The organism is Citrobacter freundii complex sp. CFNIH4 (assembly GCF_002934505.1).
Classification (GTDB): Bacteria; Pseudomonadota; Gammaproteobacteria; order Enterobacterales; family Enterobacteriaceae; genus Citrobacter; species Citrobacter freundii.
This window is the reverse complement of the sequence record NZ_CP026231.1, coordinates 411,667-426,630: the sequence shown is the minus strand read 5'-3', so window position 1 is coordinate 426,630 and position 14,964 is coordinate 411,667. Positions and strand designations below refer to the sequence as shown.

Annotated in this window: 12 protein-coding genes and 2 pseudogenes; 11 read left to right on the top strand and 3 right to left on the bottom strand. The window is 56.6% G+C overall.

The window, feature by feature from the left end; genetic code table 11:
- Positions 1-183 precede the first annotated feature (183 nt).
- The 5 genes from C2U41_RS02210 (at position 184) to C2U41_RS02190 (ending at position 6,732) form a co-directional block, all read left to right on the top strand.
- Positions 184-1,107: an aminoimidazole riboside kinase gene (locus C2U41_RS02210; protein ID WP_003029584.1), complete on the top strand. Its 924-nt coding sequence runs from the start codon at positions 184-186 to the stop codon at positions 1,105-1,107.
- A 165-nt stretch (positions 1,108-1,272) separates the two neighbouring features.
- A complete protein-coding gene (locus C2U41_RS02205; RefSeq protein WP_003029587.1) occupies positions 1,273-2,790 on the top strand; it encodes a carbohydrate porin in 1,518 nt (505 codons plus the stop codon).
- A gap of 137 nt (positions 2,791-2,927) precedes the next feature.
- The gene (locus C2U41_RS02200) at positions 2,928-4,298 is read left to right on the top strand and encodes a sucrose-specific PTS transporter subunit IIBC (protein ID WP_000345204.1); all 1,371 of its coding nucleotides are present in this window, start codon (positions 2,928-2,930) and stop codon (positions 4,296-4,298) included.
- The gene (locus C2U41_RS02195) at positions 4,298-5,698 is read left to right on the top strand and encodes a sucrose-6-phosphate hydrolase (RefSeq protein WP_003029589.1); all 1,401 of its coding nucleotides are present in this window, start codon (positions 4,298-4,300) and stop codon (positions 5,696-5,698) included. The genes C2U41_RS02200 and C2U41_RS02195 overlap by 1 nt, the downstream gene beginning before the upstream one ends.
- Positions 5,699-5,727: 29 nt before the next feature.
- A complete protein-coding gene (locus C2U41_RS02190; RefSeq protein ID WP_003029591.1) occupies positions 5,728-6,732 on the top strand; it encodes a LacI family DNA-binding transcriptional regulator in 1,005 nt (334 codons plus the stop codon).
- Positions 6,733-6,897: 165 nt separating this feature from the next.
- On the opposite strand, the pseudogene C2U41_RS02185 reads toward C2U41_RS02190, so the two are convergent.
- Positions 6,898-7,765 (bottom strand): annotated as a pseudogene (locus tag C2U41_RS02185) (IS3 family transposase); the annotation flags it as partial.
- Positions 7,766-7,837: 72 nt separating this feature from the next.
- Positions 7,838-7,924, bottom strand: a pseudogene (locus tag C2U41_RS29460) (transposase domain-containing protein); the annotation flags it as partial.
- A 222-nt stretch (positions 7,925-8,146) separates the two neighbouring features.
- On the opposite strand from C2U41_RS29460, the gene C2U41_RS02175 reads away from it, so the two are divergent.
- From C2U41_RS02175 to C2U41_RS02165, 3 genes are all read left to right on the top strand, one after another.
- Positions 8,147-8,410, top strand: a complete 264-nt coding sequence (locus tag C2U41_RS02175) for a hypothetical protein (protein ID WP_003847756.1) — start codon at positions 8,147-8,149, stop codon at positions 8,408-8,410.
- Between the two features lie 230 nt (positions 8,411-8,640).
- Complete coding sequence (locus tag C2U41_RS02170; RefSeq protein WP_233901301.1) at positions 8,641-8,970, top strand: helix-turn-helix domain-containing protein; 330 nt, start codon at positions 8,641-8,643, stop codon at positions 8,968-8,970.
- Positions 8,971-9,010: 40 nt separating this feature from the next.
- The gene (locus C2U41_RS02165) at positions 9,011-9,643 is read left to right on the top strand and encodes a DUF6904 family protein (RefSeq protein WP_001567369.1); all 633 of its coding nucleotides are present in this window, start codon (positions 9,011-9,013) and stop codon (positions 9,641-9,643) included.
- A 28-nt stretch (positions 9,644-9,671) separates the two neighbouring features.
- On the opposite strand, the gene C2U41_RS02160 is transcribed toward C2U41_RS02165, so the two are convergent.
- A complete protein-coding gene (locus C2U41_RS02160) occupies positions 9,672-11,075 on the bottom strand; it encodes an ISNCY-like element ISKpn21 family transposase (protein WP_001567368.1) in 1,404 nt (467 codons plus the stop codon).
- Positions 11,076-11,239: 164 nt separating this feature from the next.
- Here C2U41_RS02160 and hsp20 point away from each other — a divergent pair, with 164 nt between their 5' ends.
- From hsp20 to C2U41_RS02145, 3 genes are all read left to right on the top strand, one after another.
- Entirely contained in the window at positions 11,240-11,809 is a 570-nt protein-coding gene (gene hsp20 / locus C2U41_RS02155; RefSeq protein WP_003847761.1) for a small heat shock protein sHSP20, read from the top strand.
- Between the two features lie 105 nt (positions 11,810-11,914).
- Complete coding sequence (clpK, locus tag C2U41_RS02150) at positions 11,915-14,764, top strand: heat shock survival AAA family ATPase ClpK (RefSeq protein ID WP_003847763.1); 2,850 nt, start codon at positions 11,915-11,917, stop codon at positions 14,762-14,764.
- The gene (locus C2U41_RS02145) at positions 14,764-14,955 is read left to right on the top strand and encodes a hypothetical protein (RefSeq protein WP_001446316.1); all 192 of its coding nucleotides are present in this window, start codon (positions 14,764-14,766) and stop codon (positions 14,953-14,955) included. The genes clpK and C2U41_RS02145 overlap by 1 nt, the downstream gene beginning before the upstream one ends.
- The last annotated feature ends 9 nt before the right edge of the window (positions 14,956-14,964 follow it).

Below are 14,964 nucleotides of genomic sequence, written 5' to 3'. Positions count from 1 at the left end.
CCAGGATCCATTTGTGTCCAGGACGTAAGTCTTCACAGCTGTCGAATCAATTCTATTTCGTAAGGCGGCTCACGTTTTTATGCCCTGAGCAGTGCTTTTCCGGCTGGAACTTTCCCCCACTCATTCACTGTGATTTAATATGCTAAACCGGTTTAATTAAGTTTAGCCTTGGAGGGTTTTAGCATGAAAGCAAAAGTTTGGGTTCTGGGCGACGCAGTGGTGGACCTGCTACCGGAGAGTGAAGGGCGCTTGCTACAGTGCCCTGGAGGCGCGCCGGCTAACGTGGCGGTAGGGGTTGCCCGCCTTGGCGGCAACAGCGGATTTATCGGCCGCGTCGGCGGTGACCCGTTTGGCCGCTACATGCGTCATACCCTGCAACAGGAGCAGGTCGACGTCAGCCATATGTATCTTGACGATCATCACCGCACGTCCACTGTGGTGGTCGACCTTGATGACCAAGGTGAACGCACCTTTACCTTTATGGTACGCCCCAGCGCTGACCTGTTCCTGGCTGAAGAAGACCTGCCACAGTTTGCCGCCGGACAGTGGTTGCACATCTGCTCCATCGCGCTCAGCGCCGAGCCCAGCCGCAGTGCTACCTTCGCGGCTATGGAGAACATCAAACGTGCCGGTGGCCGGGTGAGCTTTGACCCTAATATCCGCCTGGATCTCTGGCAAGATCAGAACCTGTTGCACGCCTGTCTCGACCGCGCCCTGCGTCTGGCGAACGTGGTGAAACTGTCCGAAGAAGAGCTGATACTCATCAGCGGGAGTAATGATATCGCGCAGGGGATCGCCAGCATCACTGAGCGTTATCAGCCTGAATTACTGCTGGTGACTCAGGGTAAAGCGGGCGTCATCGCCGCATTCCAGCAGCAGTTTATCCATTTCAGCGCTAAACCGGTTGTCAGCGTGGATACCACCGGTGCGGGCGATGCGTTTGTCGCCGGACTGCTTGCCAGCCTTGCTGCCAACGGGATGCCGGCGGATATCAATGCCCTGGAGCCAACGCTCGCTCTGGCGCAAACCTGCGGTGCCCTGGCAACCCTGGCGAAAGGCGCGATGACTGCCCTGCCATACCAGCGCGATCTACACCGCCAGATTTGATCCTAAATACCGTCGTACGCGGTCCACTTTGTTGCATCCATCACACTTATTAAACCGGTTTAGCAAAATCAATTTCAAAATGTTAAATGTCGTGCTTAACATTGCAACTAAACCGGTTTAGTAAAAACACACAATTTTTTATTTTCCTTTTGGGATGCAATCAATATGTTCAGAAAAAGCACACTCGCGGTTCTTATCGCTTTGCTAACCGGCGCCGCCTCAGCCCATGCACAAACGGATCTCAGCAGTATCGAAGCCCGTTTAATTGCGCTGGAAAAACGCTTACAGGATGCCGAAAACAGAGCGCAAACGGCAGAAACCCGCGCAGAGTCGGCAGAGAAGAAAGTACAGCAGCTCACGACACAGCAACAAAAAACCCAGGACAGCACTCAGGAAGTGGCTCAGCGTACCGCCAAACTGGAGAAAAAAGCCGATGAGAAAAGCGGGTTTGAGTTCCACGGCTACGCCCGCTCCGGCGTGATAATGAATGACTCCGGCGCCAGCACCAAATCCGGAGCCTACATGACGCCAGCAGGGGAAACCGGTGGGGCTATTGGCCGCCTGGGAAACCAGGCCGATACCTATGTTGAAATGAATCTTGAACATAAGCAGACCCTGGATAACGGGGCAACGACCCGCTTCAAAGTCATGGTCGCCGACGGTCAAACCACTTATAACGACTGGACGGCGAGCACCAGTGATTTGAACGTGCGTCAGGCCTTTGTTGAACTGGGCAACTTGCCCACCTTCGACGGGCCGTTTAAAGGCTCCACCCTGTGGGCCGGGAAACGCTTTGACCGGGATAACTTTGACATTCACTGGATCGACTCGGATGTCGTGTTCCTCGCCGGTACCGGCGGCGGTATTTACGATGTCAGGTGGAACGACAGCGTTCGCAGCAACTTCTCTCTTTACGGGCGTAACTTCGGCGATATTGCTGATACCAGCAACAGTGTGCAGAACTACATCGTCAGCATGAACAATTTCATCGGGCCGGTGCAGATGATGGTCAGCGGGATGCGGGCAAAAGACAACGACGAACGCCAGGATACCAACGGTAATCCGGTCAAAGGCGATGCGGCAAATACCGGTGTACATGCGCTGCTCGGGTTGCACAACGACAGTTTTTACGGCCTGCGTGAAGGTGCCAGCAAAACCGCCCTGCTCTACGGTCACGGACTGGGTGCCGAAGTTAAAGGTGTCGGCTCTGACGGCGCGTTACGCTCGGGGGCTAACACCTGGCGCTTCGCCAGCTACGGCACCACGCCACTGAGCAAGAACTGGTTTATCGCCCCGGCGATACTGGCACAAACCAGTAAAGACCGTTATGTCGATGGCGACAGCTACCAGTGGGCAACCCTCAACATGCGTCTGATCCAGGAGATCAATCAAAACTTCGCCCTCGCTTATGAAGGCAGTTACCAGTATATGGATCTCAAACCTGAAGGTTATAACGATCGCCATGCGGTAAACGGCAGCTTCTACAAGCTCACCTTCGCCCCGACCTTTAAGGTTGGCGACATCGGCGATTTCTTCAGCCGTCCTGAAATCCGTCTTTACACCTCGTGGATGGACTGGAGCAAAAAACTCAATAATTACGCCAGCGATGACGCGCTGGGCAGCAGTGGTTTTAAATCGGGCGGCGAATGGTCGTTCGGGATGCAGATGGAAACCTGGTTTTGATGGTTAACACCTGGCGACAGTAACCGCCGGGGCGACAAAATACGTTTCGTCGCCCCGGACACAATAACAACGAAGAGAATGCGCTCCGGCTACCACGGGACGACAACTCGAAAATCAATACGCATTCAGAGGGTACTATGGATTTTGAACAGATTTCCCGCTCGCTACTTCCGCTTCTGGGAGGCAAGGAAAATATCGCCAGCGCCGCGCACTGTGCCACACGCCTGCGCCTGGTGCTGGTCGATGACTCACTGGCCGATCAGCAGGCCATCGGCAAAATTGATGGGGTGAAGGGCTGTTTCCGTAACGCCGGACAGATGCAGATTATCTTCGGCACCGGGGTGGTGAACAAAGTCTACGCCGCCTTTATCCAGGCGGCAGGGATTGGCGAATCCAGCAAATCGGAAGCTGCCGACATTGCGGCGAAAAAACTGAATCCTTTCCAGCGCATTGCCCGCCTGTTGTCGAACATCTTTGTGCCGATCATCCCGGCTATCGTCGCCTCCGGCCTGTTGATGGGCCTTCTGGGGATGGTTAAAACGTACGGCTGGGTCGACCCGGGTAACGCCATCTACATCATGCTGGATATGTGCAGCTCAGCGGCGTTTATTATTCTGCCGATCCTGATTGGCTTCACCGCCGCCCGCGAGTTCGGTGGTAATCCTTATCTTGGCGCGACGCTTGGCGGCATCCTGACTCACCCGGCGCTCACCAACGCCTGGGGTGTGGCCGCCGGTTTCCACACCATGAACTTCTTCGGCCTTGAGATTGCCATGATCGGCTATCAGGGCACGGTGTTCCCGGTGCTGCTGGCGGTGTGGTTTATGAGCATCGTTGAGAAACAGCTGCGTCGCGTGATCCCCGATGCACTGGATCTGATCCTGACGCCGTTCCTGACGGTGATCATTTCCGGTTTTATCGCCCTGCTGATTATCGGCCCGGCTGGTCGCGCGCTTGGCGACGGTATTTCGTTTGTCCTTAGCACCCTGATTACCCACGCCGGTTGGCTGGCCGGACTGCTGTTTGGCGGTCTCTATTCGGTTATCGTCATTACCGGTATTCACCACAGCTTCCACGCCATCGAAGCGGGACTGCTGGGCAACCCATCCATCGGCGTCAACTTCCTGCTGCCGATTTGGGCGATGGCCAACGTCGCTCAGGGCGGTGCTTGTCTGGCGGTGTGGTTCAAAACGAAAGATGCCAAAATCAAAGCCATTACCCTGCCCTCGGCGTTTTCTGCCATGCTCGGCATCACCGAAGCGGCGATTTTTGGTATTAACTTACGCTTTGTAAAACCGTTTATCGCAGCCCTGATTGGCGGCGCGGTGGGCGGCGCGTGGGTGGTATCCATGCATGTTTACATGACCGCGGTGGGCCTGACGGCTATCCCTGGCATGGCTATCGTGCAGGCCAGCTCGCTGCTGAACTACATTATCGGGATGGTTATCGCCTTTGGCGTCGCCTTTGTCGTCTCCCTGGTACTGAAATACAAAACGGACGCTGAATAATGTCACATCCATCACGCCTGCCTGCGATTTTGCAGGCTGTTATGCAGGGCCAGCCGCGCGCGCTGGCCGACAGCCACTATCCCCGCTGGCACCATGCGCCGGTGACCGGGCTGATGAACGATCCCAACGGCTTTATTGAATTTGCCGGACGTTATCACCTGTTTTATCAGTGGAACCCGCTCGCCTGCGATCATAAGTTCAAGTGCTGGGGGCACTGGAGCTCTGCCGACCTGCTGCACTGGCAACATGAGCCGATCGCGCTCATGCCGGATGAAGAGTATGACCGCAACGGCTGCTACTCCGGAAGCGCCGTGGATAGTCAGGGCACGCTCACCCTGTGCTATACCGGCAACGTAAAATTTGACGACGGCAGCCGAACCGCGTGGCAGTGCCTGGCGACGGAAAATGCCGACGGCACGTTTACCAAACTCGGCCCGGTATTACCGCTGCCGGAGGGCTATACCGGCCACGTGCGTGACCCGAAAGTCTGGCAGCACGAAGGTCGCTGGTACATGGTGCTGGGCGCACAGGATTTGCAAAAGCGTGGCAAGGTGTTGTTATTCAGCTCAGCGGACCTTCATGAGTGGACGAGTCAGGGCGAAATCGCCGGTTATGGCATCAATGGCCTGGACGACGCGGGCTATATGTGGGAATGCCCGGACCTGTTTGCCCTCGGCGACCAGCATGTCCTGATTTGCTGCCCGCAGGGCGTGCCTCGTGAGAAAGAGCGCTATCTCAACACCTACCCGGCAGTGTGGATGAGCGGCGATTTCGACTACCACCGCGCGGCCTTCGAGCATGGCGAACTGCACGAATTGGACGCAGGGTTTGAGTTCTACGCCCCGCAAACCATGCTTACCAGTGATGGCCGCCGTCTGCTGGTCGGCTGGATGGGCGTGCCGGAGGGCGAAGAGATGCTTCAACCGACCCTCACCAACGGCTGGATCCATCAGATGACCTGCCTGCGTGAGCTGGAGTTTATCGATGGTCAGCTATACCAACGTCCTCTACGAGAGCTGAGCGCCCTGCGCGGCGAAGCGCACGGCTGGGCAGGGAACTCCCTGCCGCTGGCACCGATGGAAATCGTTCTACAAACCACTGGGGACGATATTTTGAGCCTCGATTTTGACGGCGCATTAATCCTTGAACGCGATGCCAGCGGGATCCGCCTGGCCCGACCCAGTCTGGCCAGCGACGAGAAGCATTATCGTTACTGGCGCGGAGACGTCCGCTCGCTGCATATTTTCATCGACCAGTCTAGCGTGGAGATTTTCATCAACGGCGGCGAAGGAGTGATGAGCTGCCGCTACTTCCCGGCCTGTTCAGGGCAGCTAATGTTCTCTGGCATCACACCGGACGCATTCTGCTACTGGCCGCTGCGAACTTGCATGGTAGAATAAGCGTTTTGCCTCAAGCTCATGGCGTCGTAATGAAAACTAAACGCGTAACCATTAAAGATATCGCCGAACAGGCTGGCGTCTCAAAAGCGACCGCCAGCCTAGTACTGAACGGTCGTGGTAAGGAGCTGCGTGTGGCGCAGGAAACGCGTGAGCGAGTACTGGCGATTGCCCGTGAGCAGCACTATCAGCCAAGCATTCACGCCCGCTCGCTGCGCGACAACCGCAGCCACACCATCGGACTGGTGGTGCCGGAGATCACCAACCACGGCTTTGCGGTCTTTTCACATGAGCTGGAAATGCTGTGCCGCGAAGCAGGCGTCCAGCTATTGATCTCTTGTACTGATGAAAACCCCGGTCAGGAGAGCGTGGTGGTCAATAACATGATTTCCCGCCAGGTTGACGGTCTGATCGTCGCTTCATGTATGCACAACGATGCCGACTATCTTAAGCTCAGCCAACAACTGCCAGTAGTGCTGTTTGACCGTTGTCCTAATGAAAGCCTGCTGCCGCTGGTGATGACTGATTCGATTACCCCAACGGCGGAACTGATTTCCCGCATTGCACCTAAGCATAGCGATGAGTTCTGGTTTTTAGGCGGTCAGTCGCGTCTGTCGCCTTCACGCGATCGTCTGACCGGCTTCACGCAGGGTTTGGCTCAGGCGGGTATTGCACTGCGCCCGGAATGGGTGATTAACGGTAACTACCACCCGAGCTCAGGCTATGAGATGTTCGCCGCACTCTGCGCGCGACTTGGGCGGCCGCCTAAGGCGCTGTTCACTGCCGCCTGTGGACTGCTCGAAGGGGTACTGCGCTATATGAGCCAGCACCATTTACTCGACTCAGATATCCATCTGACGAGCTTTGACGATCACTATCTTTATGATTCGCTGTCGCTGCGTATCGATACCGTACAGCAGGATAACCGCCAGTTGGCCTGGCACTGCTATGATCTGATAAGCCAATTGATCGAGGGCGATACGCCCGAAACGCTACAACGCTACCTGCCCGCAACGCTGCAGTTTAGGCATCAGTAATAACTGAGCATTTTTGAATACCCTACAGAGGTGAAATCTGGTGCGAATCCAACAATCAAAAATCAATATTTGTAGTGATGTGATGCGGAAAGGTCTTCACTGCATCAGTAATCACACCAATCGGGTTAAACGGCAAACTGAGTGGTGGTAAAGACTGACACCGGCATTATTACTGTCACTGTGGAACATCACTCCGGCGGGTTTACCGCAAGCTTCCCACGCAATTTCCAGCGCTTTGATGTCAGCTTGCTGTCCGGTGAGAATGACATTGCCCAACCCTCAGGTTTCCTTGCGAACAGATCGAGAACAACAGCAAGGTAAGCCCAACGCTTGCCTGTCCAGATATACGTCACATCGCCGCACCACACCTGATTCGGTTCTGTCACTGCAAACTGTCGCTCAAGGCGATTCGGGATAGCGGTGTGTTCATGACCACCACGTTTATACCGGTGAGTTGGCTGCTGACAACTCACCAGACCCGGTTCTTTCATGAGCCTTCCGGCAAGCCAGCGTCCCATTCTGAAGCCTTTCAGGGTTGCCATAATCGCGATACTTCTTGCGCCAGCAGAGCCATGGCTGATGTTATGCAGTTCCAGAACCTGACTGCGTAACACAGCTCGCCTGCCGTCTGGCTTTTCGGGGCTTTTTCCCCAGTATTTGTAGCTGCTGCGATGAACCCCGAACACGTGGCAAAGTGTGACCACAGGATACTGCGCTCTGAGTTTCCCGATTAACGAGAATTGTTCAGGGAGTCTGGCATCAAGAGCGCGGTAGCCTTTTTTAATATGTCGTTTTCCATTTCAATGCGTTGTATTTTTTTCTTCAGCTCACGTATTTCAATCTGCTCCGGGGTTATAGGAAAGGCTTTAGGTATTTTGCCCTGTCGTTCATCCCGCAACTGCTTTACCCATCGCGTCATGGTAGAAAGGCCGACATCCATAGCACTGGCCGCAGCTGCAACGGTGTAGTTCTGATCAAGGACCAGTTGAGCGGATTCGCGTTTAAACTCTGCGCTGAAATTTCTTTTTTTCATTGAGGCACCTGTAATGTTCTGAGGTGAGCATATCACCTCTGTTCAGGTGGCCAAATTCAGTAAACCACTTCACTTGAGATAGGCATACGGATCGTGCCCATTATTACGGGCCGACTGGATCAAACTCATGATCGCAGCAGCGCGCTTGAGCATGCGAACCCGCGCCGAGCATTTGAGAAGGCAACGGGATGAACGCTGGCTGGATAGCCGTGGTTTTCTGGGTAAGCAGGCGAATCCATTTGTGGACGAGGTTGGCATTGAGGCTGTAGCCCAAGGCGATGTTTGCGATGGAGGCATCGGGTTCAGAACACTCCTGAATGACCTGGGCCTTGAAAGATTTGCTGTTGGTACGGCGCTGAGGGCGCATGGAAAATCCGCTTGATGGGCCATGGCCTTCGGCGGCGGTATCGGGAAGGTGTGTTGGCCGGACGGATACTGTTGAACTACGTTGTCTGGGGCAACGGAAGTGTTTCGGCCCGACTCTGGAACGCGATCCGCAGCGACGACTGGGCAATTCCGCACGTTGGCCTGAGCAGCCTCGGGGAAATCGTCGTCTGGGCGCGCCCAGACGAGTTTCCGCCAAGGAACATGCAGACAAGCAAGGGGCTGCGGGCACTCGACTACAACGTGAGGATCGGTGTTTGATCGAGGCGCCTGTGGCACACGCAGGCTGACGAGCCAGGCGCTGTCCATTGCCTGATCAGGCCGCCCCCCTGCGCCTTGCCTGAGCAGTTGACCTGCATCAATGGGGCGGGAGAACGCTGTACATTGACTCTTGACTCTTGAAGTTTGTCATGGTAGGTGTAATATTTTACAAAGTATTGCAAGGATTTCCTTGGCCGGAACCGCAAAGCGACGCAATTGGAGAGGGTGAGATGAAAGCGCACCTACAGGTGATTTTCACGCTCGATGAATTGGCTGCGTACTTGAAAGTCGGCAAGCGGACGCTTTATCGGCTCGCCGCGCACGGGGAAATTCCGGCTTTCAAGGTGGACGGGACGTGGCGGTTTCGTCAAAGTGAAATCGATCAGTGGCTCAATGATCAGACCCGAGCCGGAGCAAAGAAGGAGGTGATGCGCAAGCGTGAACAGCAGAAGTCATCCGAGCAGCCCGTGTCGCCTGGGCGCAGTGTCAAGGCTCAATTGAAATGTCCGTTATCCAGCTCAATTAAAATGACCACTTTGATCTCTCATTCTCTTTACTGATAGACTTTCCTCCGACTGAAACAACAGGATGATTGAGCCCATGCTTCGATACGAGTTAACGCCGAACAATGCAGGTTTTATACTGTGGGGAGATTCAGAAGCCCTGAATGAATTACATGAACTCATTCATTACATCGTGGATGAAAGCCCACTGATTAAAGTTAAAGACGGATTTATGTTATCCCTTGCCTATGATATTCGTAAAGCACGGGAAGGTAATCGTCGTGTTGAGCAACATCAGTATGATCAACATGATACATATAAGCTTTATGGTGTTGAGCTTTTATGGCCTCTGGTCCTGGTACAGTCCTCAATACTCAGAAACTCAATGGGTTATATTCAGACAGACAAAAACCAGCTGTCTGTCATGTATGCCTTTGAATACCTGATAGAATCAGCATTAACAGAGTCTGAGAGAACAACGTCGAATGATATTATGCTAACAGTAAAATATGCATCAGACTCTGATTTTAATTTCATTGAGGATAATATTGACAGCAGGTGCTGCTATTTTATCAGCCTATCTCCGGAGCAAAGAAAAAAGCAGTTAATCAGTATTGTTCGTTCTTTTCATTCATTATGGGGTAAGTATGCCCGTGAAAAGCAGGACATAAAGATGCTGAACGAAATGAATAATACATCATGGGTCTGGCCGGACAATATCAACTGGTGAGCAACCACTGTCCGGCCAGTGAGTACCATCAGCGGGCTCTTTTACCAAAAATGTCCTCTGAACGTGACTGAAGCTGTTTGAGTGCTTCGAGCATGTCATCATTATCCAGTGAGCGCTGGGATTTCTTCCCTTCCTGCTTTGGCCGTCGTCGGGAAGGGCCATCTCCAGCGGGAATTGACTGAGAGCGCGTGTTATCCCGCTTGCTCTGCACCAGACTGATAAACTCCAGGGTTCGGCCAAGACGCTTGTTATCGACAATCGCGCCCTGGTCGATTTCTGACAGTCGGTCGTAGGTAGAGTAGGGAAGTAGCGTACCGTTCAGGCGCAGCTCTTTTCTGCCATCAGGATAGTGATACACATCGATATATTTACCTATTGCACGGCGACTCAGTTCGCTGTCTTCAATCAGGTACAACATTTTATCATATTGTATCGTCAACGATTTTGAGACTTTACGTTTTTCACGAACAGTGAAAATAAGCCCCAGGTCCTCATCATGTTCTACAGCACGGTGTACGTCAAAATCATGTCGCGGTACTTTGCCAAAACGGCGGTTATAGTCAGCCATATAGGCCTCAGCGAAGTCATTTGCAGCCTCCATTGAACAAATGCCCTGTAACCGCAGCTCTTTGACCAGACGATCCTGTAAAGTGAGGTGAGCTCGTTCTACACGCCCTTTGGCGGGACTGGTTTCTGCACAGATAGTCTGGATGTTCAGTTCATGCATGGCTCGCCCAAACTGAGTATGCCCGTCTCCGCCTGTGGCGTGTTTATTGTTAACACGAAAAACACCGGCTTTATCGCTGTACAGTGCCAGCGGTTTACCATGCTTATCGATATAGCGCCGCGTGGCTTCGAAGTAAGAAAACGTGGACTCCGATTTAACAAACAACAGTTCCATCAGTTTGCTGGTTGCATCATCAACATAGACCAGCGCGGTGCAGGCCGGGCCACGGCCTTCAAACCAGTCGTGATCACAGCCATCTATTTGTATCAGCTCACCAGTACACGGACGCCGGTACCGTGGTTGAGGGATCCTTGCGGCACGTTGTTTACGGGGAACCCATAAGCCAGCCCGCACCATGATGCGCCGGACAGTTTCTTTGCCAAGAAACAGTCCGTGGAGTTCTTCGAGCTTTTCACGCGCCAGAGTCGGACCGAAATCAGCATAACGCGTCTTGATCAGTTCCAGAGCCTGATCTGCGAGCCCGGGTGGCAACTGGCGGTTACCACGCATGCCACATCGTCTGCTGGCCATACCAAGCGGTCCGCCTTCACGGTAACGGGCAAGAAGTCTGCGGCATTGCCTGTCGCTGATACCGAGGTGCTCGGCCGCACGGCGCGTTGTGATGCGACGTTCAATGACGTCCTGTATAATCTTGATCCGGTTGATCTCTTTCAAAGTAAACACTCCTGAGCTTTCTGCGCTCATGATATGCCTCCCGGTAGTTTAAACGGACCAGTGAAGCTTACCATAGCGCGGACATCTGAATTGAGCCACAGGCGGACATTACTATTGAGCCATTACATGCAGTGCCCGTCGCAGCAGGCAAAGGGCTTGAGTAACTCGTTTTCCAATTTTTCTGGAGGTATGACATGGACATCGATTTCAAGAAGTTGGCTCCCTGGAACTGGTTCAAGAACGAGCAGCAAGAGCAGCAGACCGCCTCTTCCCTGCCAGTGCAGCGCAATGACCTGCCAGCGGCTAGCGGGCCAGTCAGCCCGATCCTGCAACTGCATCGGGAAATCGACCGGCTGTTCGATGACGCATTCCGGGGCTTCGGTTTTTCGGCGTTGAACATGCCGCAGTGGCCATCCGATTGGTCGGGCATGCTGAAGCCGGCCCTGGACATCCAGGAAACCGACAAGCAGTACAAGATTGCCCTGGAAGTGCCCGGTGTCGAGGAGAAGGACATCCAGATCACCCTCGACAACGACGTGCTGATGGTGCGTGGCGAGAAGCGCCAGGAACAGGAGAAGAAGGAAGGTGGCTTCCACCGTGTGGAGCGCTCCTACGGCAGCTTTCAGCGTGCCTTGAACCTGCCTGACGACGCCAACCAGGATTCGATCAAGGCATCGTTCAAGAACGGGGTGCTCACGGTCACGATCGACAAGCGCGAGGTCAGTGCGCCGAAGCAGGGACGCTCGATCCCGATCAACGGCTGACGTCGCCGGCTCGTTCGTCACAAGAAAAACCCGGCCCGAGACGAGGTGTCGCGGCTCGCGATGCCTCGTCGCCTCAACCTTGTCAACCTTCTCAGGAGCATCAGCATGGCCAGAAAACAATGCCAGGTCTGCGGCCAACCCGCCACCGTGCGGGTGGAAGCCAATCTCAACGGTCGTCACAGCACCATGCTGTTGTGCGACGACCATTACCGGCAATTAGTGCGCCAGCAAAAGCGCACCGTTTCGCCGCTGGAAGCCTTGTTCGGTTCGCGCAGTGGCCTGTTCGAGGACTTCCTCGGCAGTGACTTCTTCCGCATCGGCGACGACGCGACGCCAGTTGCCGCCGATACCGATGACGTGGTCGATGCCTCGTTTGGCGAGCCCGCCGCCGCAGGTTCGGGTGCGCCGCGCCGTCGCGGCAGTGGGCTGGCCAGCCGCATCAGCGAACAGTCGGAAGCCTTGTTGCAGGAGGCCGCCAAACACGCTGCCGAATTTGGCCGCTCCGAGGTGGATACCGAACATCTGCTGCTGGCGCTGGCCGACAGCGACGTGGTCAAGACCATCCTGGGTCAGTTCAAGATCAAGGTCGATGACCTCAAGCGGCAGATCGAGTCTGAGGCCAAGCGCGGGGACAAGCCCTTCGAGGGCGAGATCGGCGTGTCGCCGCGCGTGAAGGATGCGCTCAGCCGCGCCTTCGTGGCCTCCAATGAACTCGGCCATTCTTATGTCGGTCCAGAGCATTTCCTGATCGGTCTGGCCGAGGAAGGCGAAGGGCTGGCCGCCAACCTGCTGCGCCGCTACGGCCTGACGCCGCAGGCGCTGCGCCAACAGGTCAGCAAGGTGGTCGGCAAGGGCGCCGAGGATGGACGCGCTGAGACGCCGACCAACACGCCAGAACTCGACAAGTACTCGCGCGACCTGACCAAGATGGCGCGCGACGGCAAGCTCGACCCGGTGATCGGCCGCGCGCAGGAGATCGAAACCACCATCGAGGTGCTGGCCCGGCGCAAGAAGAACAACCCGGTGCTGATCGGCGAGCCGGGTGTGGGTAAGACCGCCATCGTCGAAGGGCTGGCGCAGCGCATGGTGGCGGGTGAAGTGCCCGAGACCTTGCGCGACAAGCGCCTGGTGGAACTCAACATCAACGCCATGGTGGCCGGCGCCAAATATCGCGGCGAGTTCGAGGAGCGCGTGCAGAAGGTGCTGAAGGAGGTGACCGAGCACCAGGGCGAGCTGATTTTGTTCATCGACGAGGTGCACACCATCGTCGGTGCCGGCCAGGGCGGTGGCGAAGGCGGGCTGGACGTGGCCAACGTGTTCAAACCGATGATGGCGCGCGGTGAACTCAACCTGATCGGCGCCACGACGCTGAACGAGTACCAGAAATACATCGAGAAGGATGCCGCACTGGAGCGGCGCTTCCAGCCGGTGACGGTGCCCGAGCCGACGGTGGCCCAGACCATCATGATTCTGCGCGGCCTGCGCGACACCTTCGAGGCGCACCACAAGGTCAGCATCTCCGAGGACGCGATCATCGCGGCGGCCGAGTTGTCCGACCGCTACATCACGGCGCGCTTCCTGCCGGACAAGGCGATCGACCTGCTCGACCAGGCGGCCGCGCGCGTGAAGCTGTCGGCCACGGCCCGGCCGGTGGCCGTGCAGGAGCTGGAGTCCGAACTGCACCAGCTGCGGCGTGAACAGGATTACGTGGCCGCGCGCAAGCAGTACGACCAGGCCGCCGAGCTCGGCAAGCGCATCGAAGCCAAGGAGGCCGAGCTCAAGAAGCTCGTCGAGGACTGGGAGCGGGAGCGGGCCTCCGGCAGTGCCGAGGTAAAGGCGGAACACGTGGCGCAGATCGTCTCGCGCCTGACCGGCATCCCGGTCAACGAGTTGACGGTGGAAGAGCGCGAAAAGCTGCTGCACTTGGAACAACGGCTGCACGAGCGCCTGGTGGGACAAGACGAGGCGGTCCGTGCCGTGGCCGATGCCGTGCGGCTGTCCCGCGCCGGCCTGCGCGAAGGCAGCAAACCGGTGGCTACCTTCCTGTTTCTGGGCCCGACCGGGGTGGGCAAGACCGAGCTCGCCAAGGCATTGGCCGAATCTATCTACGGCGATGAGCACGCCCTGTTGCGCATCGACATGTCGGAATATGGCGAACGCCATACCGTGGCGCGGCTGGTGGGCGCGCCTCCGGGCTATGTCGGTTACGACGAAGGCGGTCAGCTCACCGAGAAGGTGCGGCGCAAGCCCTACAGCGTGCTGCTGCTCGACGAGATCGAGAAGGCACACCCTGACGTCTACAACATCCTGCTGCAAGTGTTCGACGACGGTCGCCTCACCGACGGCAAGGGCCGGGTGGTGGATTTCACCAACACCATCATCATCGCCACGTCCAACCTGGGTTCGGACATCATCCAGCGACGGCTGAAGGCGCGTGAGGCGGCTGGCGAGGAGTACGAAAAGACCAAGGCCGAGGTCATGGACGTGCTGCGCGGCCACTTCCGGCCCGAGTTCCTCAACCGCATCGACGAGATAATCGTCTTCCATGCGCTGGGCAAGGAGGAGATCCGCCACATCGTCGGCCTGCAGCTCGATCGCGTGGCGCGCAGCGCCGCCAGCCAGGGCGTGACGCTCACTTTCGATCAGACGCTGATCGACCATTTCGCGGAAGAAGGCTACAAGCCCGAGTTCGGTGCGCGTGAACTCAAGCGCCTGATCCGTAGCGAGCTGGAAACTGCGCTGGCGCGCGAGATGCTCGGTGGCGGCATCGGCAAGGGCGATCACGCCAGCGCACGCTGGGACGACAAGGCCGAACGCGTGGTGTTCGAACGCAAAGAGCCACCGCAGACCCCGGCCGAGCCGGAGCTGCCGGATGCCGCGAAGGCGACCGAGACGCCGCACGGCGACGCTGGCAAAGGCTCGCGCAAGAAGAAGTCGGCGAGCGACGCATCTTGATGGCGGGCGAGGCTGCCGTGTCCGACCCCATCGGCCTGGCATGGGCAGCCTCCCTGGCCTCGATCGCGGTGGCGGTCGTGGCCGCGGGTCACGCGGTCGTCTACAAGCGTGATCCGCGGTCGGCCACGCCGTGGGGGCTGCTCATCAGCGGCGGCACTGCTCTCCCGCTCGCTGGCCATCCGTTTGCGTGACGGTGCGGC